The sequence below is a fragment of the Amycolatopsis sp. NPDC049868 genome (assembly GCF_044461365.1).
Classification (GTDB): domain Bacteria; phylum Actinomycetota; class Actinomycetes; order Mycobacteriales; family Pseudonocardiaceae; genus Amycolatopsis.
In genome coordinates, this window is record NZ_JBITKV010000002.1 from 65,767 (window position 1) to 88,966 (window position 23,200).

Sequence of the window (23,200 nt, forward strand, 5' to 3'; positions counted from 1 at the left end):
CCTAGTACGAGGTGAGGGATGGACGCTTTCAACCCGACCACGAAGACCCAGCAGGCGATCTCGTCGGCGGCGCAGGCGGCCACGATGGCGGGGAATCCGCATGTGGCGGCCGCGCATCTGCTCGGCGCACTGCTGGCGCAGGGTGAGGGGCTCACCGCTCCGCTGCTGACCGCGGTCGGGGCCGATCCGGCGCAGGTGCACAAGGAGCTGGAGCCGCTGATCGCGGCGCTGCCGTCGGCGACCGGCGCCACTGTGTCGAGCCCGCAGTTCGACACGAACGCGGTGAAGGCGCTGACGCACGCGCAGAAGCTCGCGACCGAACTCGGCGACGAGTACGTCTCGACCGAGCACCTCCTCGTCGGCCTCGCCACCGAAGGCGGGCCGGTCGCCGAGCTGCTCAAACGGCACGGCGCCACGCCGGACGCGCTGCGCGAGGCGTTCGCCAAGGTGCGCGGCTCCGCGAGGATCACCAGCGCGGATCCCGAAAGCACGTTCAAGGCGCTGGAGAAATACGGCGTCGACCTGACCGAGCGCGCCCGCGCCGGCGAACTGGACCCGGTGATCGGCCGCGACACCGAGATCCGCCGCGTGGTGCAGGTGCTCTCGCGCCGCACCAAGAACAACCCGGTACTGATCGGCGAGCCGGGCGTCGGCAAGACGGCCATCGTCGAAGGGCTCGCCCAGCGCATCGTCGCCGGTGACGTGCCGGAGTCGCTGCGCGGTAAGCGCGTGGTGGCGCTGGATCTCGGCTCCATGGTCGCGGGCGCCAAGTTCCGCGGCGAGTTCGAAGAGCGGTTGAAGGCCGTGCTCAAGGAGATCACCGACTCCGCGGGCGAGGTCGTCACCTTCATCGACGAGCTGCACACCATCGTCGGCGCCGGCGCGACCGGTGAGGGCGCGATGGACGCGGGCAACATGATCAAGCCGATGCTCGCCCGCGGTGAGCTGAGGATGGTCGGCGCGACCACGCTCGACGAGTACCGCCAGCACATCGAGAAGGACGCCGCGCTGGAGCGGCGCTTCCAGCAGGTGCTGGTCGGCGAACCGTCCCCTGAGGACACCATCGCCATCCTGCGCGGGCTCAAGGAGCGGTACGAGGTGCACCACGGTGTGCGTATCACCGACGCCGCGCTGGTCGCCGCCGCGACCCTGTCCGACCGCTACATCACCGCCAGGTTCCTGCCGGACAAGGCGATCGACCTGGTCGACGAGGCCGCCTCGAAGCTCCGCATGGAGATCGACTCGCGGCCGGTCGAGATCGACGAGGTCGAGCGCGCCGTGCGGCGTATGGAGATCGAGGAGATGGCACTGTCCAAAGAGGACGATGCTGCCTCCAAGGAGCGCCTCGCCGCGCTGCGCTCGGAACTGGCCGAAAAGCGGGAAACGCTGACGGCGCTGACAGCGCGCTGGCAGAACGAGAAGGGCTCGATCGAACGCGTCCGCGAGCTCAAGGAGCAGCTGGAGCAGCTGCGCGGCGAGTCCGAACGCGCCGAACGCGACGGCGACCTCGGCAAGGCCGCCGAACTCCGCTACGGCCGGATCCCCGCGCTGGAGAAGGAGTTCCAGGCCGCGACCGAGGCCAATGAGGTCAGCCAGCAGAACGTCATGCTCAAGGAGGAGGTCAGCGCGGACGACGTCGCCGACGTGGTCAGCGCGTGGACCGGCATCCCGGCCGGACGGCTGCTGGAAGGCGAGACGGGCAAGCTGCTCCGGATGGAGGAGGAGCTCGGCAAGCGGGTCGTCGGGCAGAAGGAGGCCGTGCAGGTCGTCTCGGACGCGGTGCGCCGCACCCGGGCGGGCGTCGCCGACCCCGACCGGCCGACCGGTTCGTTCCTGTTCCTCGGCCCGACCGGCGTCGGCAAGACCGAGCTGGCGAAGGCGCTGGCCGAGTTCCTGTTCGACGACGAGCGCGCGATGCTGCGCATCGACATGAGCGAGTACGCCGAGAAGCACTCGGTGGCGCGCCTGGTCGGGGCGCCGCCGGGCTACGTCGGCTACGACCAGGGCGGGCAGCTGACCGAGTCGGTGCGCAGGCGGCCGTATTCGGTGGTGCTGCTGGACGAGGTCGAGAAGGCGCATCCGGACGTGTTCGACGTGCTCCTCCAGGTGCTCGACGACGGACGGCTCACCGACGGCCAGGGCCGCACGGTCGACTTCCGCAACACGATCCTGGTGCTGACGTCGAACCTCGGCTCGCAGGCCATCGCCGACCCGGCGCTCGACGAGCGTCAGCGCAACGACGCGGTGATGTCGGTGGTGCAGCGTCAGTTCAAACCGGAGTTCCTGAACCGGTTGGACGACATCGTGGTCTTCCACGCGCTGGGCACCGACGAGCTGACGTCCATTGTGGACATCCAGATCGAGCGGCTCGCCACGCGGCTTTCGCGGCGTCGCCTGACGCTGGAGGTCACCGACGGGGCGCGCGAGTGGCTCGCGCTGAACGGCTTCGACCCGATCTACGGCGCGCGGCCGCTGCGGCGGCTCGTGCAGTCGGCGATCGGCGACAAGCTGGCGAAACAGCTGCTGGCCGGTGAGATCCGGGACGGCGACACGGTCCGGGTGGACATCCCGGCCCAGGAGGCGTCGGAAGCGCTGACGGTCACGCGGGTGGACTGATCCTCCGCTCCTGAACGCTATGAACGGTCCGTTCCTTGCAAATTTCGCAAGGAACGGACCGTTCATAGCGTTGGCGACACAGCGATTTGTCGACCTTTACCTGCGTCTTTCGTGGTCTTTCCCGGGCACCGCACCGAAAGGGGCGCGCGACACGGCGCCCGGCGATCACATCCGGTGAGGGCAGGGGGATACCCTGACCGTCGTGGGTATTCCGGCGTGGATCTGGTTCGTCATCGCCGCCGTCGCCTTGGTGGCGGGGCTGGCGCTGCTCGCGGCCGACCGGGCGAAGGAGGGCTCGCGCAATCGCGAGCGCATGCGCTGGGCCGAGCTGCGCGGCTGGCAGTTCGTCGAAGAGGACGAGCGGTTGCCTCGGCAGTGGTCCAACGGCGCGATCGGGTACTTCGGCGCGCAGCTGGCGGTCAACGTCGTGGCCGGGTCCACCTTCACCTCCGACGGGCGGCGCCCCGTCTTCATCTTCGACATCGAGACCGAGGGCCAGATCCCGGCGGTCGTGGTCGCCGTGCGCTGCAACCGGGTGCACGAGACGCCGCTGGAGATGTGGCTGTCCAGCGTGCCGTTCCAGCGCCAGGACATGCCCGAGATGCTCGGCCCGATCGGTCAGCGCTACGCCTTCGCGGACGACTCCGAGGGTGCCCGCAAGGTGATCACGCAGGAACTCGTCGACGCGGCGGACTCGCTCGGCGGCGACGTCGGCGTGGCGTGGCTGGAGAACGAGTGGGTGCTCGCGAGCGTCGCCCCGACCGCCGGGCCGTCGCGGCTTGAGCGGCTGCTGCGCGACCTCGGCGAGATCGCGGACATCGTCGACCCGTTCGACGAGGAGTACGACAACGCCCCGACCCCGGGCCGCCACTGGCAGGCCGAGGCCGCCGACGACATCGAGCCGCAGGCTTAGGACGGCTTGAGTTCCAGCGGGAGCGCCCCGGCGGTGTAGCCGGTGTGCGCCGGCTGACCGAGCAGCGTCAGGTCGAGCGTCCCGGACTGCGTCAGCTGCCCCGCCCGCGCCGGATCGGCGGTCGGCAGGACCCCGCGCACGGACGACGCCGTGGTGCCGCGGACGGACGCCACCCCGCCGATGCCGAGGTCGCCGCTGATCGTCTGCGAACCGGAGCCGGTGAGGCCGGCGCCGCGTTGCGCCAGGTCCACGTCCTGCCCGGTGGTCACCAGCCCGGTTCCCGGGCCGACGGTGCCGCCGAAGGCATGGTCCTGGCCGAAGGCGGTGCCCGAGCCGACGTCGAGCGGAAGGACACCCTTGAACCGGCCATTGCCGTGCTGCGTCGAGGTCGTCCCGAAGGCCGCGAGGTCGCCGATGTCGACCGCGTGCCCGGACGACCGCCCGGCCTCCAGAACGCCGCCGAGGTCGCCCGTGAAAGCGCCGTCGAGCCGGGCGGTCCTGTCGAGTGCTCCGCCTGCTCGCTGGTCCGTCTCGTTGATCACGCCGACCCTGGGCAGCGGGCGGACGGCGTGGTAAGTCCCCTCGGACGCGCGGAGAGCGCGACCGTCCTGGGAGACGAGGGTGGGGACGCCGGTGCGCGGGTCGAGCGCGACCTCGGTCGTCCGTGCGCCGGTCCGCTCGATTCCGGTCTCGTTCCCGGCGACGACGCTGCCGTAGCGGTCGACCTTCACGGCTTCCCGCTGGCCTTGATTGAGGGTCTCGGCGGTCTTCGCCGCGCCGAGCGCGCCGACCTTGTCCGGGCGGGCCGTGACACTCTCGCGGGTCTCGACGGTCTCGCTCACCGAGCGGCGAACGTCCGCGACGGCCTTCGCGTCTCCGAGGTCCTTGCCGAAGACGTTCCGTTCGGTGCTGTTCAAGAAACCGCGAAAGACGGACGTGTCACCTTCGGTGGTGAAGCCTGCTCCGCGGTCGAGGCTGCCTTCGCGCTGGTGGTCGAGGGGCAGCGGGATCGATGGGTCGGTCTGGGTGGCGATGGCGGTGGCTGGGCCGGCGAGCAACAACGCCAGCGGCGCCGCGCCGACCGCGACTTTGGGCAGGTAGCTCGGCTTGCGCCTGCTGTGCTTCCCCATGGGGCCGGACGATACTTCCCGACCAGCGCGGTCGCACGTCAAATCCCCACGGTGGGTGACCCCCACATTCGGCTCTTCCGAGCATCTTCCCGGAATCCGACCGAGGAGTAGGTTCGGCGACATGACACAGACCGCCCTGATCACCGGCGCCACCGCCGGCATCGGCGCGCAGTTCGCGCGCAGGCTCGCCGCCGAGGCGTACGACCTCGTGCTCGTCGCCCGCGACGTCGACCGGCTGGAGAGCTTCGCGGCGGAACTGATCGAAGCGCACGGTGTCGACGTCGTGGTCCTGCCCGCCGATCTGTCCGAAGTGGACGGACGGGCGCTGGTCGAGGCCCGGCTGGAAGGCGAGCCGGTGGACCTGCTCGTGAACAACGCGGGCTTCGGTCTCAACGGCGATTTCTGGACCATCCCGCCGGACGCGCTGCAACGTCAGCTCGACGTCAACGTCACGGCCGTCCTGCGGCTGACCCGCGCCGCGCTGCCGGGCATGATCGACCGCGGCGAGGGCGCGATCATCAACGTCAGCTCGGTCGCCGGCTTCTTCAGCGGCCGCGGTTCGACGTACACCGCGAGCAAGAACTGGGTCACCTCGTTCACCGAAGGCATCGCCGCCTCGCTGCCGAAGAACATCCGCATGATGGCGCTGTGCCCCGGGTTCACCACCACGGAGTTCCACGAGCGGGCGGGGCTGGACAAGCCCGGGCCGAAGGCGTTCTGGCTCGGCGTCGACCAGGTCGTGGACGAGGCGCTCGCGGATCTGCGCCGCGGCAAGGTGATCTCGGTGCCGAGCCTGCAGTACAAGGCACTCGTCGCGGTCGGCGGGCTGTTGCCGAGGGCGGTACTGCGCAAACTCGGCGGCGGTTTCGGCGGCAAGGGCCGTACCTAATCGTCATCGGCGGTTTCGATGGACCGCACACCTTCGGTCGCGGCGAGCACGGCCGGGGCGGCGGCGTGATCGGGGCCGGTGAGGTCGAGTGAGACCGTCACCTCGCCGTCGCGGTCGTCGGTGATCCGCAAGGACGTGATCGACCATCGGCGGCTCGTGCAGAGCGCCAGCAGGTCGCGCAGGACCCCCTTTCCGTCCGCGTAGCTCACGCGCAGCCTGGTCGTGCCGGTGCCGCCCGGCAGATGCCCGGTCAGCCAGGTGAAACCGAGTACCACCACGAAATGCATGGCCGTCACCACGACCGCCAGCAGCAGCAACCCGGCACCCGCCGCCATGCCGATGGCCGCGGTCTCCCAGACCGCGGCGGCCGTGGTGAGTCCCCGGATCGCGCCCTGCCTGGTGATGATCAGCCCGGCGCCGAGGAAGCCGACACCGGAGACGATCTGCGCCGCGATCCGGGACGGATCCAGTACGACCTGCCCGGCCGCGAGGATGTCGCCGAAACCGTACTTACTGACCAAAAGGATCAGGGCGGACGCCGTTCCCACGATCGTCTGGGTCCGCAGCCCGGCGCTCTTGCCCCTGATCTGCCGTTCCAGCCCGATCGCCGCCGAAAGCGCGAACGCCGTCGTCAGCTCGCCGATCTGGAGCCAGCCCTGTCCGTTCGAGACCATCACCCCACAGTGCCATCCGGCCCGGCGACGGTTCGAGCTCGCGCCGGGCGGGTACGCGTGGATCATGAAGTCATCACTTCTCGTCATCGCGGCCGCGCTGACGCTGGCCGCTTGTTCCACCGAACAACCGCCAGGACCCGCGGCTCCGGGGCCGGAAGCCCAGCCGGTGAAGGCGATCCAAGCCGCGGCGGCCGCCGTGCCCGGCGGGCGGGTGTTCGACGTGGAGCCCGCGAACGAAGGCTGGGAGATCAAGGTCGCGTCGAACGGGCAGGAACACAAGATCCGCGTGAGCCCCGACGGCGGTCAGGTCCTCGGCGACCAGCAGACCGCGAAGCCGAGCGACGACATGGCGAAGATCGCACAGGCGGAGGTCGACGCGGTCAAGGCGCTGCGGACCGCGCAGCAACGTCAGCCGGGTGTGCTCGACGAGATGGAGATCGACCGCGCCACCGACGGTGCCCTCGTCTGGCAGGTCGGGCTGCGTGACGGCAAGGGGATCGAGCACGACCTCGACGTGGACGCCAAGACCGGAGCGGTCAGGTAGGGCCCGCCCTACCAAGGAGACGCACGCTCGCCCCAGGGTGCTTCCGACCTGGGATTCCTAGGGTTTTCACCATGAACTCTGGGTGGAACGGAGACGCGGTCCGGCTCGACGGCGTCCGCAAGGAATACGGCAAGGGCGTCGTCGCACTGGACGGGGTGACACTCACGTTCCCGCGCGGCGGCTTCACCGCCGTGATGGGCCCTTCGGGCTCGGGCAAGAGCACCTTCCTGCACTGCGCGGCCGGGCTGGACCGGCCGACGTCGGGTTCCGTCGTGCTCGACGGGCAGGAGCTGGCCGGGATGAGCGAGACGAAGCTGACGAAGCTGCGCCGCGACCGGGTGGGCTTCATCTTCCAGGCCTTCAACCTGCTTCCGGCGCTGACCGTCGAGCAGAACGTCACGCTCCCGCAGCAGCTGGCGGGAGCCAGGCCGGATCGTCGCGTCGTCGAGGAGATGTTGGCCCGCGTCGGGCTTTCCGGCCGTCGCAAGCATCTTCCCGGTGAACTGTCCGGCGGGCAGGCACAGCGCGTGGCGATCGCGCGGGCGCTGGTCACCCGGCCCGCGGTGGTCTTCGCCGACGAGCCGACCGGCGCGCTCGACACCCGCACCGCCGCCGAGGTCCTCGAGCTGCTGCGCGCTTCGGTCCGCACGACCGGCCAGACGGTGATCATGGTGACCCACGACCCGATGGCCGCCTCCTACGCGGACCGGGTCATCTTCCTCGCCGACGGCCGGATCGCGGACGAACTCCACGCGCCGACCGCGGACGTCGTCGCCGAACGCATGACCCACCTGGGCGCCTGGGGCAGCCCGGCCAGGGCGGGTGCGTGATGCTGCGACTCGCCTTCCGTACCTTGCGCCTGCGCAAGGGCGGTTTCATCGGCACCTTCATCGCCGTCTTCTTCGGCGCGCTGATCGTCGCCTCCTGCGGTGGCCTGATGGAGACGGGGATCCGCGGCAACGCGGAACCGCAGCGGCTCGCGGCCGCCCCGATCCTCGTCACCGGCGGCCAGACCTTCGAGCTGCCCAAGGAGGACCCCGCCTCCCTCGAACCCGACGACAAGCGCAAGTTCGAGGACGCGCGGCTTCCCGAGCGTGTCCGGCTCGACAGCGGACTGGTCTCCCGGCTGCGGTCCGTCCCCGGTGTCTCGGACGTTGTCGGCGAAGTGAGCTTCCCGCTCGCTCTCGGCAAGGAGCCCGCACTCGGCCACGCCTGGGACTCCGCCGCGCTGACGCCGTACGCGCTGGTCGCGGGTGCCGCGCCCGTCGTGGGCGAGGTCGTCGTCGAGTCCTCGTCGGGCGCGAAGCCCGGTGACGTCGTGGAGATCGCCGCGCGCGGCAAGACCGAATCGTTCCGCGTCGCCGGGGTGGCCGGTGCGCCGCGTTCGATCACGCAGGCCGCCGTGTTCTTCTCCGCCGCCGACGCAGCCCGGCTCTCCGGGCACCCCGGCAAGGCCGACGTCATCGGTGTCTTCACAGATCCGGGCGCCGACGTCGAAGCGGTGCAGGCGAAGGTCGCGGAGGTCGTGGCTGGGGCGAACGTTCTGACCGGCATCGACCGCGGTGTCGCGGAGTTCCCCGAGGCCGACGCGAGCGGGGCCAACCTGATCGTCATCGCCGCGGTGTCCGGTGGGCTTTCGGTGATGGTCGCGATGTTCGTCGTCGCCAGCACGCTGAGCCTGTCCACCCAGCAGCGCTCGCGTGAACTCGCGCTGATGCGGGCGATCGGCACGACTCCGCGCCAGCTCCGGCGCATGGTGCTCGGCGAAGCGCTGGCCGTCGGCCTGCTCGCTACCGCGCTCGCCGCGCTGCTGGGACCGATCCTCGGCGAGTGGCTGTTCGGGCAGCTGGTCGAGAACGGTGTGGTGCCCCCGGTCCTGCGGTTCTACCAGGGCTGGCTGCCCGCCGTCGTCGGCGCGGGCGCCGCGATGCTCGCGGTGTTCATCGCCGCCTTCGTCGCGGGCCGCCGCGCCGGGAAGATCCGGCCGACCGAGGCGCTCGCCGAGGCGGCGGTCACCCGCCGCTGGCTGACCCCGACGCGGTTCATCGTCGCCGCCCTCTGCTTCGGCGGCGGCACCGCGCTGGCCATCGTGACCGTCGCGGTGATGACCGGGCCGATCGCGGCCAGCACCGCCGGACCCGCGGTGATCCTGTGGGCGATCGGCGTCGCGATGATCACGCCCGGCGTCGCCAAGGTGATGACGGCGATCCTGCAGTGGCCGATGCGCCTGCTCGGCGGCATCGATGCCCGGCTCGCCGTGCTCAACACCCGTGCCGGCATCGTCCGGGCGGCGGGCGCGGTCACCCCGATCATGCTCGCCGTCGGCATCGCGACCGCGAACATCTACCTGCAGACCACCCAGCAGGAGCTGGCGAACCAGGCCTTCACCGAAGACGTCCGGGCGGACGCCGTGATCGGTGCGAATCACCAAACCGGGCTGTCGCCGGACCTCGTTCAGCGGATCCAGGCCGTGCCCGGCGTCGCCGGTGCGTCCGAGTACGTCACCAGCAGCGTGTTCCTCGAGAACCCGTACGACTCGTCCGACGAGGGCCGCCCGGCGATCGGCCTCACCGCCTCCGGCGCGGCCGCCACGACCGACACCAAGGTGACCCAGGGCGACTTGACGGCGCTGACCGGCCTGACCGTCGCGCTCCCCGAGGTCTTCGCGAAGGACTTCGGCCGCGGCGTCGGCGACACGCTCAGCCTGAGGCTCGGCGACGGCGCCCCGGTCGACGTCAAGGTCGTCGCGGTGACCAGCCAGCGCCCCGGCTTCGAAAGCCTGCTGCTCCCGGCGGGTCTCCTCGCCCCGCACACCACCGCCGGACTCGCGCCGCAGATGCTGGTCCGCGCCGCCCCGGACGTCGATCCGGCGGCGCTCACCGAGCGGCTGCGCGAGGCGACGGCCGGACTGCCGGTGTCCGTCGGCGACCGGGCGGCGCTCGTCGCGGCGCACGACAAGGACCAGGCCGTCGGCGCGTGGGTGAACTACCTGCTGGTCGGGATGATCATCGCCTACACGGTGATTTCGGTCGCCAACACGCTCGTGATGGCGACCGTGCGGCGGCGCCGCGAGTTCGGCCTCCAGCGGCTCACCGGCTCGACGAGGGCGCAGGTGCTGCGGATGGCCGGTTTCGAAGGCGGGCTCGTCGCGCTGGTCGGGATCGTGCTCGGCACCGTCGTCTCGGCGGGCGCGATCGTCCCGTTCTGCCTGGTGGCGGCCGATTCGCTGCTGCCGATGGGCTCGCCGCTGATCTACCTGACCATCATCGGGCTCGCCGCGGCGCTCGCGCTGGCGGCCACCCTGGTCCCGGCCTGGGCGGCGACCCGCGGCCAGGCCGTCGACGCGGCGACGTCCGGCAATGACTAGAGCTACCGTCGAAGGACCCGGCGGGCCGTGTGTAAGACTCTCGGCCGTGGCGTACCCCGGTGTTGATCAAGCGGCGAAACTCGAACTGGCGAGACTGGTCGGCGAACTCGCCGTCGTGCACGGCAAGGTGACCTTGTCCTCTGGCAAGGAAGCCGACTACTACATCGACCTCCGGCGGGCGACGCTGCATCACGCGGCCGCGCCGCTCATCGGGAAGCTGCTCCGGCAGCTCACCCACGACTGGGACTACGTCGCCGCCGGCGGCCTGACCCTCGGCGCGGACCCGGTGGCGCTGGCGATGCTGCACTCCGCGGCGACCGACGGCGTCGTGCTCGACGCGTTCGTCGTCCGCAAGGCCGTCAAGGAACACGGCATGCAGCGCCGGATCGAAGGCGTCGAGGTGCTGGGGCAGCGCGTGCTGGCCGTCGAGGACACCTCGACCACCGGCGGCAGTGTCCTCACCGCCGTCGAGGCCCTGCGTGAGGCCGGGGCGAACGTGGTCGGTGTCGCGACGGTCGTCGACAGGGACACCGGGGCGCGCGAGGCCATCGAGAAGGAAGGCCTCGAATACCGTTACATCCTGAACAAGGACGATCTCGGTCTGTCCTGACTAACGCGTCCCAAACGGGGCATCCTCCGTACGAACGGAGGATGCCCCGTTTTTTCGTGAGCGTTTCTCAATACGAGAGGGGTAACGTCGCTGGTAGGGGCGTGAAAGGGGGCTTGAGGTGGCGGGTTTCCTGGCGAACGTGACAGTCGCGGTGCATATTTTCGCGCTGTTGTTCATAGGATTCGGCGGTTTTCTGGCGTGGCGGTGGCCGAAGGTGATCTTCGTGCATGTGTTCTTCGCCGCATGGGGCGTCCTCGTCAACGTCTTCCCGTGGCCCTGCCCGCTGACGGCGGCCGAGAACTACTTCCGGCACCAGCAGGGTCTCGGCGACCTGCCCGGCGGCTTCAACGCCTACTACCTCTACGACACCGTGTTCCCGCGTTCGTCGCTGCCGGTGGTCGTCGTGATCGCGATGGCGACGGTGATCATCTCCTACATCGGCGCGTACCAGCGCTGGCGCCACCGCCACCACGACGGGGACGCACCGGCGCACCGCGTCAGCATGGGCTGAGTGGTCACCATCGGAAGTCCTCCGGGGGTCTCGACGGCCCAGCTTCCCGCTGGACGCACGGCCGCGAGACCCGAGTACAACCCGGTACGAGGATCTCGCGGCCGCGCGCCCAGCGGAAACCTGAATCCGCCGAATACCCCCGAAGGACTTCCGATGGCAACCACTGAGTGACAATCACCCGGTGACTGAGCAAGAGGCCGGGCCCACCGAATGGGTGGCGCGCGAAGAGGTCGGCGTCGGCCCGTGGGAGGGCGAATGGCCCGCGGACGAGCGCTACGACCCGGAGCTCCTGGCCGGAGGTGATCGCCGCAACGTCGTCGACCAGTACCGCTACTGGCGGCGCGAGGCCATCGTGTCCGATGTGGACGGCCGTCGGCATCCGTTCCACGTGGCGATCGAGAACTTCCAGCACGACCACAACATCGGCACGGTGGTCCGGACGGCGAACGCGTTCGCCGCGGCGGCCGTGCACATCGTCGGGCGGCGACGCTGGAACCGGCGCGGCGCCATGGTGACCGACCGCTACCAGCATCTTCTCCACCACGAGGACGTCAACGGGCTGCTGACCTTCGCCGCGACGGAAGGGCTCGCCGTGGTCGCCGTCGACAACACACCCGGTTCGCAGCCCGTCGAGACCGCCGAACTGCCGCGCGAGTGTGTCCTGCTGTTCGGCCAGGAGGGGCCTGGGTTGTCGGCCGAGGCGCAGAAGACGGCGTCACTGGTCGTTTCGATCGCGCAGTTCGGCACGACCCGCTCGATCAACGCCGGTGTCGCCGCCGGGATCGTCATGCACGCCTGGGTCCGGCAGCACGCCGACCTCACCCAGGCCTGGTGACCCCACGCTAGACGGGGGTCACCTCCACCGGGATCCCGTTCAGGACGGCGTTCCCGGACGGCACGTCGAGCAGGGTTTCGTCGGCGACCAGGTTCGAGTTGACCCCGGCGTGCGCGGTGGCGACCTTCGTCCGCGTTCCGTCGAGGTCGTGCCCCCAGCCGTGCGGCATGCTCACCACTCCGGGCCGGACGTCCGCCGTGACCTCCACCGGCGCTTCGAGCTTCCCCGCCCGCGACGTCACCGACGCGAGCCCGCCGTCGGTCAGCCCGAGCCGGGAGGCGTCGTCCGGATGCACCTGGACGGTGCACCGGTTCCCGCCGCGCACCAGCGGCGTCAGGTTGTGCATCCACGAGTTGTTCGAGCTCAGATGCCGCCGCCCGATCAGCAGCAGCCCGCCGTCGGGGGCCTTGGCCAGTTCCGCGCGCAGCCGCGGCACGTCCTTCGTGATCGCCTCCGGCGCCAGTTCGACCTTCCCGCTCGCGGTGGCGAGCGCCTCGGGCAGCCGGGGCTTCAGCGCGCCGAGGTCGATGCCGTGCGGGGCGGCTTCGAGGTCGGCCAGGCTCAGCCCGTACGGTCCGCCACGCAGCATCAGGTCGATCATCCGCGCCGGTCCCGTGCGGCCTTCGGCGAGCGAGAGGTCGACGCCGGTGCGCCGCGCCGTTTCGCCCGCGACCATCGTGTCGAAGGCGGCGACGTCGACGTCCGGGCCTTGGCCGGCGGCGATCCCGGCCAGCCGCAGCAGGGTCACCCACTCCTGCGGCAGGTCCGTTTCGAGCGTCTGCGGCGTCCAGTTCGCGACATTGCGCACGGCGAGTGTGTACAGCGCGACGTCGTAGTGCGGCCGCTCCAGTGGCGACGGCCCGGGCAGGATGACGTCGGCGTGCCGCGTGGTCTCGTTGAGGTACACGTCGAGCGAGACCATGAAGTCCAGCTGCCGCAGCGCTTCCGTGAGCCGCGCGGAATTCGGCGTGCTCAGCGCCGGGTTGCCGCTGATGGTCACCAGCGCCCGCACCTGGCCTTCACCGGGCGTCTCGATCTCGTCCGCGAGCGTGGCCACCGGCAGTTCACCGAGCACCTCGGGATACCCGCGCACCCGGCTCGTCCAGCGGCCGCTGGTGAACGGCGAGGACCGGCGCGGCCGCCACAGGGCGGGTAGCGGGAACATCACGCCGCCTTCGCGGTCGAGGTTGCCGGTGAGGGTGTTGAGGACGTCGACCAGCCAGCTCGCGATGGTGCCGTACGCCTGGGTCGTCGTGCCCATCCGGCCGTAGACGGCGGCCCGCTCGGCGTCCGCGAGGTCGAGCGCGATGCGGCGGATCTCGGCGGCGTCGATTCCGGTCGCGGGCGCGACCGCCTCCGGAGTGAACGGCTCCGCGAGAACGCGGACCTCGTCGACACCGGTGACGTGCTCGCCGGGACGGACGCGGTTCTCCGCGAACAGGACGTTGACCAGCGCGAACAGGAACAACGCGTCGGTGCCGGGCCGGATCGCGTGGTGCTCGTCGGCCAGCTGGGCGGTCCGGGTGCGGCGCGGGTCGAGGACGACGATCTTGCCGCCGCGTTTCTGGATCCCGCGCAACCGGCCGCGAGTGTCGGCTGCGGTCATCAGGCTTCCGTTGGACACCAACGGGTTCGCGCCCAGGATCAGCAGGTGTCCGGTGCGGTCGAGGTCGGCGACGGGGATGGTCTGCGGGTCGCCGAAGAGGTAGCCGGAGGAGAAGTGCTTCGGCATCTGGTCGACCGTGGTCGCGGTGTAGAAGTTCTTGGTGCCCAAGGCTTTGAAGAACACGCGGCCATAGAGCACCAGTGCCGCGTTGTGCACCGTCGGGTTGCCGGCGTAGACGGCGACGGCGTTCTTGCCGTGCTCGTCGATGATCGGCCGGAGCCGCCGGTCGATCTCGGCGAACGCCTCGTCCCAGGTGACCTCGACGAACTCGCCGTCGCGTTTGACCAACGGCGCGGTGAGCCTGTCCGGGTCGTGGTGCAGTGCGCCGAGCGAAGCACCCTTCGGGCAGATGTAGCCCTTCGAAAAGACGTCCTCGCTGTCGCCTCGAACCCGGGTGACCAGGCTCTTCTCGTCTATCGTCACCTCCAGACCGCAGGTCGCTTCGCAGAGCGGGCAGGTCACGTGCGCCGTGGTCATGAAGCACCTCGCGGGTCCGGGAATCATCCCAACATACTGAGCGGTATGTCAGCGGGCAAGGGATGATGGCCCGATGACTGCTCTCGCCGACCGGGCCGCGATCGCCGAGCGCGCGATCCGCGACCGGCATCTGCGCCGGGTGTGGGGGCTGCCGGGGACCGTGCTGGGCCGCAGCGGCTGGCCGCCCTCGACGGGTCAGCGCGTCCACTGGCATTGGAACTACTGGTGGCAGGCGCATCTGCTGGAGACCCTCGTCGACGCCCAGCTGCGCGCGCCGTCACCGAGTCGGCTGAAGCTGATCGACCGGTTCGTGGTGTCCGTGCGGCTGCGCAACTTCGGCAAGTGGATCAACGACTACTACGACGACATCGCCTGGCTCGGCCTCGCGCTGCAACGCGTGGGGCACCTCGGGCTCGACGTCCGCGGTGGGTTGGAGGCGATCAGTTCGCGGCTGCGCGAAGGCTGGACCGACGACGCGGGCGGCGGGATCTGGTGGCGCGTCGGCGACGACTTCAAGAACGCGCCCGCGAACGGCCCGGCCGCGATCTTCCACGCCCGCGAAGGCTCCACGCAGCACGCTCGCGGGTTGACCGACTGGATGACCGAACGGCTCGTCGACCCGGGATCCGGGCTGGTGTGGGACGGCCTGCGTGTCGGCAGCGGCGAACTGGTGAAGCATATTTTCACGTACTGCCAAGGGGTTTACCTCGGCGCCTGCCTGGAAATGTCCGAAATGGACAGAGTTGAGCACACGATCCACGCGGTCGCGGAACATGTCGCGCCGAACGGGGTGATCCGGGGGCAGGAAGGCGGCGACGGCGGCCTGTTCGCCGGGATCCTGGCCAGGTACCTGGCGCTCGCGGCGCCGCTCCTGCCGAGCGGGGTGGCGCGTGATCTGGTCATCCGGTCGGCTGACGCGTGCTGGTCCGGTGCCACCGAGACGCCGCACGGGCCGCTCTTCAGCGCCGACTGGGCGACTCCGGCGCCTTCGCTGCCTCTCGCCGCCGACGCTCCCGAACGCGACCTGTCCGTCCAGGTGAGCGCGTGGATGCTGCTCGAAGCCGCGGCCACCCTGGATCACCGCATTTAGAGGACTGAATGCGGGTCACCAGACGTCGCCGGACCGCCAGTCGCAGGTGATCTCCCCGTCCAGATCCAGGGTGACCCCCACCGGCAGCACATGGATCGACCCGTCGTCCTCCTTCGTCGCCTCGATACCCGAAGGCGTCATGGCCGACGACGTCCCGCGCCACAGCAGCCAGCCCCGCGACGCGTAGAACTCCAGCGCCTCGTCGGAGGCCGAAAGCGCCCCGAGGTCGTACGCCTTCCTCAAGACCCGCTCCAGCGCGTCCATCATCGCGGCACCGTGCCCGCGCCGCCGGTGGTCCGACCGGACGGCGACCGCCTCGATATAACCCGTGCGGAGGACCCGGCCGTCGTGCACGAGCCGCCGCTGGACCAGTGACGCGTGCCCGATCAGCTCGCCGGCCTCCCAGACGAGCGTGTGCATGCCGCCGAGGGCGTTCTCCCAGTCGTGGTCGCTGAAATCGCCGTCGAAAGCGTCGTCCAGCAGAGCACGTGCCGCGGTCAGCACGCCTGCTTCGAGGTCGGCGGTGTGCACGGTCCACAGGTCGGTCATTCCGCCATCTTCACCCGGCGGCGGCGTTCTGACCAGCGAGTTGTGACTCAGCAGCCGCACGACTGACGGTGTATGAAGCGCGGTGCGAGCCGTACGGATTCGGGTCGTCGCTCAGGGTCGGTGATCCGGGCCAGCAGGAGCTCGACGGCCTTGCGCCCGATCTCCTCGATCGGCTGCGCCATCGTGGTGACCGCCGGGGTCACCTGCCCGGCCCACTCCATGTCGCCGTAGCCGACGATCGCGAGGTCACGCCCGATCCGGATGCCGAGCCGGTGCGCCTCGTACTGGACGCCGATCATCATCGCCTCGCTCGCCACCACGAGCGCGGTCGGCGACGGCCAGCTGTCGAGCAGTTTCGCGGTCGCGGCGGCCGCTCCGCCGGGGGTCGACCGCCCGCACGCGACCAGCTGCGACGTCCACCGGAGACCGGAGCGGCCGAGGCCGAGGCGGTAGCCCAGCGCCCGCTCCTCGTAGGTGGTCACGTCCTCTTCGCCGGAGATGAAGCCGATCTTGCGGTGCCGCAGCCCCGCGAGATGCCGCACGAGCGCGCACACGGCCTGGATGTTCTCGGAGCCGACCTGGTCGACGTCGTTGCGTCCGGCCATCCGGTCGACGAGCACGGTCGGCACGCCCATCCGGACCAGTCCGTTGATCACCGCTTCGTCGCCGGCCGCCGGGACGAGCAGGACACCGTCGACGCGGTCCGCCCGCAGGGCGCGGATGACCGCGGCCTCTTCGGCGACGCTGTCGCCGGTGTCGGCGAGGGTGATCTCGCAGCCGTGACGGCGCGCGGCGCGGCGGATGGCGCGGATGAGTTCCCCCGAATACGGGTTCGCGTGCATTGCCATGGCCACCCCGAACCGGTGGGTGACAGGGGTGTCCTCCCACAGGGGTAACGCCGGGGACAATGCGGTCATCGCTCCACGCCTTCATCCGAGCTTGAATGACGGTAACGGCTGACGGAGCGTCACTCGGCGGTGAGACCGGAAAGTCTCCCAACAATCATCAATGTGAGTGAACGAGAGCGCATCCGCAGGACGCGCGATGGCGGAGCGTAGGCGGAATCCGCATCGTCTGGGCCTTGCGTGCCGGATCGTTGATGCGGGCCAGCAACAGGCGCACCGCCTGTGTGCCTATCTCCTCGATCGGCTGGGCCATCGTGGTCAGCGGCGGATCGACCAGATCGGCCCATTCGACGTCGTCGTAGACCACCACCGGCAGGTCGACGCCCGCGCGCAGGCCGCGGCGCCGCAACTCGTGCAGCACCCCGACCATCATGGTGTCGTTGGCCACCACGAGCGCGGTCGGCGGCTCCGGCAGCGCGAGCAGCGTGCTCAGCGCGAGGGCCCCGCCGGCCTGCGAGGACTGCCCGCACGCGACCAGGTCCTCCGACCAGGTCAAACCCGAGCGCCCGAGCCCCAGGCGATAGCCGAGGATCCGCTCCTCGCTGGTGCTCAGCCCGGCCGTGCCGCTGATCATGCCGATCCGCTGATGCCCAAGCGACGCCAGATGCGCCGTCAGCGCCGACGTCGATTGGATGTTCTCCGCGCCGACCTGGTCGACGTCGGTGCGGGTGGAAAGCCTGTCGATGAGCACGGTCGGGACGTCGAGTGAGACGAGCTCGCCGATTACCGAACCGTCGCCCGGCGACGGCGTGATCAGCAGCCCGTCGACCCGGCGCGAACGCAGCGTCCGCACGGTCTCACGTTCGGTGTCGACGGTGTCGTGCGTGTCCGCGAGCAAGACCGTGTACCCGGCCGAGGCGGCCTCGCGCTCGATCGCCTGGATCAGCACGGCGAAGTACGGGTTCGCGACCAGGGAGATCGCGACGCCGATCGACCGCGTCCCGCCGGTCACCAGCGAGCGGGCGATGGCGTCGCCGGTATAGCCCGTCTGCTCGATCGCGCGGAGAACCGCCAGCTTGGTGTCCTCGGCCACCGCCCTCGTCCCGTTGACCACATGGGAAACGGTGGTGATCGAGACTCCCGCCAGCTCGGCGATGTCGCGTTGGGTGGGACGGGACGAGCGAGACGGCGGCATTACCAATCCTCGTGAAGTCAGCTGGCAAGCGTTTGCGCAAACGCTTGCGACTGAGCATAACCCTGTCTACCTTCCGGTCCATCACGGACAGCCTTGAATCGGAGGGCATCCCCCATGAGACAGCGACGTCTCTTAGCGCTGGGCCTGGCCGCCGCACTCGCGGTGACCTCGGCCGGGTGCACCGTCGAACGCCACTGGGGTGGCGGCTCGAACGCAGGCGGCGGTGGCAAGGCCAAGGTCGGCCTGGTCACCAAGACCGACACCAATCCCTACTTCGTGGAGCTGAGAGCGGCCGCCAAGGCCGCCGCCGAGGCCAACGGCGCGGAGTTCAGCGCGCTCGCCGGCCAGTTCGACGGCGACAACGACGGCCAGGTCCGGGCCATCGAGAACCTCATGCAGCAGGGTGCGAACACCATCCTGATCACGCCGAGTTCCTCGACCGGTGTCCTCGACGCCATCGACCGCGCCCGCAAGGCCGGGGTGCTGGTCATCGCGCTCGACACGGCGACCGAACCGGACACCGCCGTCGACGCCACCTTCGCCACGGACAACTTCGAAGCCGGACGTCAGCAGGGCGCGTACGTCAAGGCCGCCCTGAACGGCAAACCGCCGAAGCTGTTCATGGTGGACGGCACCGCCGGGTCCACAGTGGACACTCAGCGGCACACCGGGTTCCTCAAAGGTATCGGGCTGACCGACGCGTCGCCGGAGATCAAGGGCAAGACGCCCGCGAACGGCGACCAGAGTCTCGCGCAGCAGGGCGTGGAGAACCTGCTGCAGCGCACCGCCGACATCAACGCCGTCTACACGATGAACGAGCCGATGGGCCGCGGCACGTACGCCGCGCTCCAGGCCCGCGGCCTGGTGAACCAGATCGTGATGGGCTCGATCGACGGAGGCTGCGAAGGCGTCAAGAACGTCCGCGACGGCCAGTACGCCGCCACGGTCATGCAGTTTCCCAAGAAGATGGCCGAGCAGGGCGTCCTCGCCGCGGTCGAATACGCCAAGACCGGGAAGAAGCCGAGCGGGTTCGTCGACACCGGTTCCGCGGTGATCACGGACAAGCCGATTCCCGGTGTGGAGAGCCAGGACACCAAGTGGGGCCTCGAGAACTGCTGGGGGACGAAGTGACTACCGCGACCCTGAAAGGCAACGAACGCCCGTCGATCGGTGAGTTCTTCCTGCGCGCACCGGCGGTCGGGCCCGCGCTGGCCCTGCTCGTCGCGATCGTGGTGTTCTCGCTGTCGACGGACACCTTCCTCGATCTCGACAACCTTTCCCTTGTGGTGCAACAGTCCCTGGTGGTCGGCACGCTCGCACTCGGGCAGACGCTGATCATCCTGACCGCGGGTATCGACCTGGCCAACGCGGCCGCGATGGTGCTCGCGACGCTGATCATGGCGAAGCTCGTGGTCGGCGGCGTCTCCGGGATCTGGGCGCTGCTGCTGGGAATCGTGGCGACGGTGGTGATCGGGATGGTCACCGGTTCGCTGGTCACCCGGATCAAACTGCCGCCGTTCATCGTCACGCTCGGCCTGCTGACCGTGCTCACCGCGGCCGCGAAACTGTTCGCGAGCGGACAGGCCGTCCCGGTCGCCGACGAGCTGCTGAAGTGGCTCGGCACCCGCCGGTACCTGTTCGGCGGCATCCCGATCACCTACGGCATGACGCTGGCTTTGCTGATGTACCTGGGACTTTGGTACGCGCTCACGCGGACGCCGTGGGGCAAGCACGTCTACGCGGTCGGCAACGCGCCGGAATCCGCGCGGCTGTCCGGGATCAAGGTCAACCGCACGATCCTTTCGGTGTACATCGTCGCCGGGGTGATCGTCGGGATCGCCGCCTGGCAGGCGCTCGGCCGCGTGCCGAACGCCGACCCGAACGCCTTCCAGCTCGGCAACCTCGACTCCATCACCGCGGTGGTGCTCGGCGGCGCGAGCCTGTTCGGTGGCCGGGGTTCGGTACTCGGCACGATGATGGGCGCGCTGGTCGTCGCGGTCCTGCGGTCCGGGCTGACCCAGCTCGGGGTGGACGCGCTCTACCAGGACGTCGCCACCGGCGCCCTGCTCATCGGCGCGGTCTGCGTCGACCGGTTCGCGAGGAGGCGGCAGTCATGACGACACCCACGTTGTCCGCTCAGGGACTGGTCAAACGCTACGGCCGGGTCACCGCCATCGACGGCGCCGACTTCGAATTGTTCCCCGGTGAAGTGCTCGCCGTCGTCGGCGACAACGGCGCCGGGAAGTCGAGCCTCATCAAAGCCCTTTCGGGCGCGGTGATCCCGGACGCCGGAGAGATCAAAGTGGACGGTCAGACCGTCCACTTCAAGTCCCCTTTGGACGCTCGGCATTACGGGATCGAGACGGTGTACCAGGATCTCGCCGTCGCCCCCGCGCTCGACATCGCGTCGAATATGTTCCTCGGCCGGGAAAAGCGGCGCACGGACCTGTTCGGGCAGCTGTTCCGGAAGCTGGACACCGCGACGATGCGGGCCGACGCGCAGCGGATCCTGGACGAGCTCGGCATCAACATCAAATCCATCACGCAGCCGGTGGAGACGTTGTCCGGCGGGCAGCGCCAAGGTGTCGCGGTCGCGCGGGCGGCGGCCTTCGGCACCAAGGCGGTGATCATGGACGAACCCACCGCCGCGCTCGGCGTCGCCGAATCCGGCAAGGTGCTCGATCTGATCAACCGCATCCGCGAACGCGGCCTGCCGGTGGTGCTGATCAGCCACAACATGCCGCATGTGTTCGACATCGCCGACCGCATCCACGTGCACCGCCTCGGCAAGCGGGTCGCGGTCGTCTCGCCGAAGACGCACACTATGAACCAGGTCGTCGGCCTGCTCACGGGTGCGCTGAAGATCGGTGAGAACGGTGAGGTCGAAGAGGTCGCTTCAGCCGTCCACACGGGCCTGTAGTGAGAGTGCTGCTGGCGGGCCTGTGCACCGTCGACCAGATTCAGCGCGTCGCCGAGATCCCGGCGCCGGGCGAGAAGGTGCGTTCGCTGTCGATGGACGTCGCCGCCGGGGGGCCGGCGACGAACGCGGCGGTGACCGTGGCCGCGCTCGGCGCCGGGGCGACGTTGCTGACGGTCGCCGGTGCGCATCCGCTGGCGGCACTCGCCCGCGCCGACCTCGAAGCGCACGGCGTCGACCTGGTCGACCTCGATCCCGAACGGCCCGATCCGCCCGCGATCAGCGCCATCGTCGTCCGTGACTCCGACGGGGAACGCACCGTCGTCTCGCGCAACGCCCACGCCTCCTCGCGGTCCGTCCTCTCGATGCGGTCCTTGCACGCGCGACTACCGCATTCAGAGGACGAAATGCCCGGGTGTGTGCTCCTGGACGGGCACCATCCGGAGGTCGCGTTGGCGGTCGCGCGCTGGGCGCGGGACCGGAAGGTGCCGGTGGTCCTCGACGCCGGGAGCTGGAAGCCGGTTTTCCCCGAGCTCCTCCCGCTGGTCGACGTCGCCGCGTGCTCGTCGCTGTACCGGGGCGACGATCCCCGCGAGCACGGCGTGCCGGTGGTGATCACGACCGCCGGGCCCGAGCCGGTCCGCTGGTCGGCGACGGACGGATCCGGCGCGGTTCCCGTTCCCGTCACCCGGGCGCGTGACACGCTGGGCGCGGGCGACGTCTGGCATGGAGCTTTCGCGTACGCGGTCGCCAGGGGCACAGGGGATGTCCCGGGCTGGATCGCGTTCGCCAACGAGGTGGCCGCCGAACGGGTGCGGCATGAAGGACCGAGGTCGTGGACGGCCGCGGTCGCGAAGATGGGAGAAGGACAGCCATGAGTGCCATGCCTCCGGTGTTCGAGGACCTGTTGAGCAGGGCTCAGACGCTGGCGAAGCCGGGACAGCGCAGTGTGCTCGGCATCGTCGGCGCCCCCGCGTCCGGCAAGACGACACTGGCCTGGGGCCTGGCGAAGGCGCTGGGCACGCGGGCGGCCGTGGTCGGGATGGACGGTTTCCACCTGGCGCAGGTCGAACTGCAGCGGCTCGGGCGGGTGGAACGCAAGGGCGCGCCGGACACCTTCGACGCCGCCGGGTACGTGCACTTGCTGCGCAGGCTCGCCGAAGGCCGCGAGACGGTCTACGCGCCCGAGTTCCGCCGGGAGATCGAGGAGCCGATCGCCGGCGCCGTCGCGGTCACGCCGGACGTCCCGCTGGTCATCACCGAGGGCAACTACCTGCTGATGCAGGACGACCCGTGGAGTGGTGTGAAGCCGATCCTCGCCGAGTCGTGGTTCCTCGCGCCGGACGAACCCGAACGCATCGAGCGGCTCGTCTCGCGGCATCGCCGCTACGGTCGTTCGCTGGTCGAAGCGCGTCGCCGCGCGCTCGGTTCCGATCAGCGCAACGCCGATCTGATCGCGTCCACCAGTGGCCGGGCCGACTTGGTCCTCGAGAACCTGCCCCTGGTTAACTTCGCCATATGAGTGGTGTTCTCGTCGTCACCGGCGGAAGCAAGGGCATCGGCGCGGCGGTCTGCGAACTGGCCGCCGCGCACGGTTACGACGTCGTCGTCAACTACGCGGGTGACACCGAAGCGGCCGAAGACGTCGCTTCGCGCGTCCGGAAGCACGGCGTCCAGGCGATCACCCAGCGCGGTGACGTCGCGTCCGAAGACGACGTGGTGGCCCTGTTCGACGCCGCCGTCGCACTCGGCCCGCTCGCCGGGGTGGTCGCGAACGCGGCGATCACCGGCAACACCCCCGGCCGCTTCGACGAGTACGAGGTCGACGTCGTCCGCCGGGTGGTGGACGTCAACATCACGGGAGTCTTCCTGTGCGTCCGCGAGGGCATCCGCAGGATGTCCACCCGGTACGGCGGCGAGGGCGGCGCGATCGTGACGCTGTCCTCCACCGCCGCGCGCACCGGCTCGCCCGGTGAATGGGTCCATTACGCGGGCACCAAGGCGGCGGTGGAAACGATGACCTACGGCGTCGCGCAAGAAGTCGCGAAAGAGTCCATCCGGGTCAACGCCGTCGCACCGGGCATGATCCACACCGGACTGCACGCCGCGGCGGGGATGCCCGACCGGATGGACCGGATCGCCCCCAGCATCCCGATGGGACGGGCCGGTGAACCCGGCGAAGTCGCGGAAGCCGTGCTGTGGTTGCTTTCCCCGGCGGCGTCGTACACCACCGGGACGGTGCTGACCGTCAGCGGAGGACGTTGACACCCGGGGCCACGGCGCGGTCACGGGGCGATATCGGGTCCGCGTGCGGTTCAGCCACTTTTTAACACTGTTTCCCGGCGGATATCACGATTCATGTGGGAAGTCGG

At 69.9% G+C, this 23,200-nt stretch carries 22 protein-coding genes; 16 read left to right on the forward strand and 6 right to left on the reverse strand.

From position 1 onward, the window contains the following. The first annotated feature begins 18 nt into the window (after positions 1-18). Complete coding sequence (clpB, locus tag ACIBTM_RS08355; RefSeq protein WP_395875880.1) at positions 19-2,616, forward strand: ATP-dependent chaperone ClpB; 2,598 nt, start codon at positions 19-21, stop codon at positions 2,614-2,616. A gap of 202 nt (positions 2,617-2,818) precedes the next feature. After that, positions 2,819-3,529, forward strand: coding sequence for a hypothetical protein (locus ACIBTM_RS08360; RefSeq protein WP_395875881.1), 711 nt, complete (start codon positions 2,819-2,821; stop codon positions 3,527-3,529). On the opposite strand, the gene ACIBTM_RS08365 is transcribed toward ACIBTM_RS08360, so the two are convergent. Then, the gene (locus ACIBTM_RS08365; RefSeq protein WP_395875882.1) at positions 3,526-4,659 is read right to left on the reverse strand and encodes a hypothetical protein; all 1,134 of its coding nucleotides are present in this window, start codon (positions 4,657-4,659) and stop codon (positions 3,526-3,528) included. The genes ACIBTM_RS08360 and ACIBTM_RS08365 overlap by 4 nt on opposite strands. 121 nt (positions 4,660-4,780) lie before the next feature. Here ACIBTM_RS08365 and ACIBTM_RS08370 point away from each other — a divergent pair, with 121 nt between their 5' ends. Continuing rightward, positions 4,781-5,548 (forward strand): SDR family NAD(P)-dependent oxidoreductase, encoded by a 768-nt coding sequence (locus ACIBTM_RS08370; protein WP_395875883.1) that lies wholly within the window; start codon positions 4,781-4,783, stop codon positions 5,546-5,548. On the opposite strand, the gene ACIBTM_RS08375 is transcribed toward ACIBTM_RS08370, so the two are convergent. Then, positions 5,545-6,225, reverse strand: a complete 681-nt coding sequence (locus ACIBTM_RS08375) for an MgtC/SapB family protein (RefSeq protein WP_395876760.1) — start codon at positions 6,223-6,225, stop codon at positions 5,545-5,547. The genes ACIBTM_RS08370 and ACIBTM_RS08375 overlap by 4 nt on opposite strands. 61 nt (positions 6,226-6,286) lie before the next feature. Here ACIBTM_RS08375 and ACIBTM_RS08380 point away from each other — a divergent pair, with 61 nt between their 5' ends. From ACIBTM_RS08380 to ACIBTM_RS08405, 6 genes are all read left to right on the forward strand, one after another. Then, positions 6,287-6,766 (forward strand): PepSY domain-containing protein, encoded by a 480-nt coding sequence (locus ACIBTM_RS08380; protein ID WP_395875884.1) that lies wholly within the window; start codon positions 6,287-6,289, stop codon positions 6,764-6,766. A gap of 71 nt (positions 6,767-6,837) precedes the next feature. Continuing rightward, complete coding sequence (locus tag ACIBTM_RS08385; RefSeq protein WP_395875885.1) at positions 6,838-7,596, forward strand: ABC transporter ATP-binding protein; 759 nt, start codon at positions 6,838-6,840, stop codon at positions 7,594-7,596. Then, positions 7,596-10,133 carry an ABC transporter permease gene (locus ACIBTM_RS08390; protein WP_395875886.1) on the forward strand — a complete coding sequence of 846 codons (2,538 nt, stop codon included), beginning with the start codon at positions 7,596-7,598 and terminating at the stop codon, positions 10,131-10,133. The genes ACIBTM_RS08385 and ACIBTM_RS08390 overlap by 1 nt, the downstream gene beginning before the upstream one ends. A 46-nt stretch (positions 10,134-10,179) precedes the next feature. Continuing rightward, positions 10,180-10,743: an orotate phosphoribosyltransferase gene (gene pyrE / locus ACIBTM_RS08395; RefSeq protein ID WP_016338130.1), complete on the forward strand. Its 564-nt coding sequence runs from the start codon at positions 10,180-10,182 to the stop codon at positions 10,741-10,743. A gap of 118 nt (positions 10,744-10,861) precedes the next feature. Further along, positions 10,862-11,254, forward strand: coding sequence for a DUF2784 domain-containing protein (locus tag ACIBTM_RS08400; RefSeq protein WP_016338129.1), 393 nt, complete (start codon positions 10,862-10,864; stop codon positions 11,252-11,254). A gap of 181 nt (positions 11,255-11,435) precedes the next feature. Further along, the gene (locus ACIBTM_RS08405) at positions 11,436-12,089 is read left to right on the forward strand and encodes a TrmH family RNA methyltransferase (protein WP_395875887.1); all 654 of its coding nucleotides are present in this window, start codon (positions 11,436-11,438) and stop codon (positions 12,087-12,089) included. Positions 12,090-12,096: 7 nt separating this feature from the next. On the opposite strand, the gene ACIBTM_RS08410 is transcribed toward ACIBTM_RS08405, so the two are convergent. Then, positions 12,097-14,232 carry a molybdopterin-dependent oxidoreductase gene (locus ACIBTM_RS08410; protein ID WP_395875888.1) on the reverse strand — a complete coding sequence of 712 codons (2,136 nt, stop codon included), beginning with the start codon at positions 14,230-14,232 and terminating at the stop codon, positions 12,097-12,099. A gap of 73 nt (positions 14,233-14,305) precedes the next feature. Between ACIBTM_RS08410 and ACIBTM_RS08415 the strand changes: the two genes are divergently transcribed. After that, positions 14,306-15,322 (forward strand): glycoside hydrolase family 76 protein, encoded by a 1,017-nt coding sequence (locus tag ACIBTM_RS08415; RefSeq protein WP_395875889.1) that lies wholly within the window; start codon positions 14,306-14,308, stop codon positions 15,320-15,322. A gap of 15 nt (positions 15,323-15,337) precedes the next feature. Here the strand turns inward: ACIBTM_RS08415 and ACIBTM_RS08420 are convergent, their stop codons facing one another. The 3 genes from ACIBTM_RS08420 to ACIBTM_RS08430 form a co-directional block, all read right to left on the reverse strand. After that, positions 15,338-15,871, reverse strand: a complete 534-nt coding sequence (locus tag ACIBTM_RS08420; protein WP_395875890.1) for a GNAT family N-acetyltransferase — start codon at positions 15,869-15,871, stop codon at positions 15,338-15,340. Between the two features lie 47 nt (positions 15,872-15,918). Then, positions 15,919-16,788, reverse strand: coding sequence for a LacI family DNA-binding transcriptional regulator (locus ACIBTM_RS08425; protein ID WP_395875891.1), 870 nt, complete (start codon positions 16,786-16,788; stop codon positions 15,919-15,921). Between the two features lie 88 nt (positions 16,789-16,876). Further along, complete coding sequence (locus tag ACIBTM_RS08430) at positions 16,877-17,911, reverse strand: LacI family DNA-binding transcriptional regulator (RefSeq protein WP_395875892.1); 1,035 nt, start codon at positions 17,909-17,911, stop codon at positions 16,877-16,879. Between the two features lie 114 nt (positions 17,912-18,025). On the opposite strand from ACIBTM_RS08430, the gene ACIBTM_RS08435 reads away from it, so the two are divergent. From ACIBTM_RS08435 to ACIBTM_RS08460, 6 genes are read left to right on the forward strand one after another with little or no spacing between them, the layout of a single operon-like run. Further along, positions 18,026-19,042, forward strand: coding sequence for a substrate-binding domain-containing protein (locus ACIBTM_RS08435; protein WP_395875893.1), 1,017 nt, complete (start codon positions 18,026-18,028; stop codon positions 19,040-19,042). Further along, positions 19,039-20,028, forward strand: a complete 990-nt coding sequence (locus ACIBTM_RS08440; protein ID WP_034312398.1) for an ABC transporter permease — start codon at positions 19,039-19,041, stop codon at positions 20,026-20,028. The genes ACIBTM_RS08435 and ACIBTM_RS08440 overlap by 4 nt, the downstream gene beginning before the upstream one ends. Then, positions 20,025-20,831 carry an ATP-binding cassette domain-containing protein gene (locus ACIBTM_RS08445; RefSeq protein ID WP_192747135.1) on the forward strand — a complete coding sequence of 269 codons (807 nt, stop codon included), beginning with the start codon at positions 20,025-20,027 and terminating at the stop codon, positions 20,829-20,831. The genes ACIBTM_RS08440 and ACIBTM_RS08445 overlap by 4 nt, the downstream gene beginning before the upstream one ends. Positions 20,832-20,836: 5 nt before the next feature. Next, a complete protein-coding gene (locus tag ACIBTM_RS08450; RefSeq protein ID WP_395876761.1) occupies positions 20,837-21,706 on the forward strand; it encodes a PfkB family carbohydrate kinase in 870 nt (289 codons plus the stop codon). Further along, complete coding sequence (locus tag ACIBTM_RS08455) at positions 21,703-22,350, forward strand: nucleoside/nucleotide kinase family protein (protein ID WP_016338118.1); 648 nt, start codon at positions 21,703-21,705, stop codon at positions 22,348-22,350. Before ACIBTM_RS08450 ends, ACIBTM_RS08455 begins: the two co-directional genes overlap by 4 nt. Then, a complete protein-coding gene (locus tag ACIBTM_RS08460) occupies positions 22,347-23,093 on the forward strand; it encodes an SDR family oxidoreductase (RefSeq protein WP_395875894.1) in 747 nt (248 codons plus the stop codon). The genes ACIBTM_RS08455 and ACIBTM_RS08460 overlap by 4 nt, the downstream gene beginning before the upstream one ends. The last annotated feature ends 107 nt before the right edge of the window (positions 23,094-23,200 follow it).

Coding starts and splice junctions, on each gene's coding strand:
- ACIBTM_RS08380 (WP_395875884.1), top strand. CDS start 6,287: ATGAAGTCATCACTTCTCGTCATCGCGGCCGCGCTGACGCTGGCCGCT.
- ACIBTM_RS08365 (WP_395875882.1), bottom strand. CDS start 4,659: ATGGGGAAGCACAGCAGGCGCAAGCCGAGCTACCTGCCCAAAGTCGCG.
- ACIBTM_RS08430 (WP_395875892.1), bottom strand. CDS start 17,911: ATGCCGCCGTCTCGCTCGTCCCGTCCCACCCAACGCGACATCGCCGAG.
- ACIBTM_RS08410 (WP_395875888.1), bottom strand. CDS start 14,232: ATGACCACGGCGCACGTGACCTGCCCGCTCTGCGAAGCGACCTGCGGT.
- clpB (WP_395875880.1), top strand. CDS start 19: ATGGACGCTTTCAACCCGACCACGAAGACCCAGCAGGCGATCTCGTCG.
- ACIBTM_RS08390 (WP_395875886.1), top strand. CDS start 7,596: ATGCTGCGACTCGCCTTCCGTACCTTGCGCCTGCGCAAGGGCGGTTTC.
- ACIBTM_RS08460 (WP_395875894.1), top strand. CDS start 22,347: ATGAGTGGTGTTCTCGTCGTCACCGGCGGAAGCAAGGGCATCGGCGCG.
- ACIBTM_RS08435 (WP_395875893.1), top strand. CDS start 18,026: ATGAGACAGCGACGTCTCTTAGCGCTGGGCCTGGCCGCCGCACTCGCG.
- ACIBTM_RS08445 (WP_192747135.1), top strand. CDS start 20,025: ATGACGACACCCACGTTGTCCGCTCAGGGACTGGTCAAACGCTACGGC.
- ACIBTM_RS08385 (WP_395875885.1), top strand. CDS start 6,838: ATGAACTCTGGGTGGAACGGAGACGCGGTCCGGCTCGACGGCGTCCGC.
- ACIBTM_RS08370 (WP_395875883.1), top strand. CDS start 4,781: ATGACACAGACCGCCCTGATCACCGGCGCCACCGCCGGCATCGGCGCG.
- ACIBTM_RS08415 (WP_395875889.1), top strand. CDS start 14,306: ATGACTGCTCTCGCCGACCGGGCCGCGATCGCCGAGCGCGCGATCCGC.
- ACIBTM_RS08420 (WP_395875890.1), bottom strand. CDS start 15,871: ATGACCGACCTGTGGACCGTGCACACCGCCGACCTCGAAGCAGGCGTG.
- ACIBTM_RS08425 (WP_395875891.1), bottom strand. CDS start 16,788: ATGACCGCATTGTCCCCGGCGTTACCCCTGTGGGAGGACACCCCTGTC.
- ACIBTM_RS08455 (WP_016338118.1), top strand. CDS start 21,703: ATGAGTGCCATGCCTCCGGTGTTCGAGGACCTGTTGAGCAGGGCTCAG.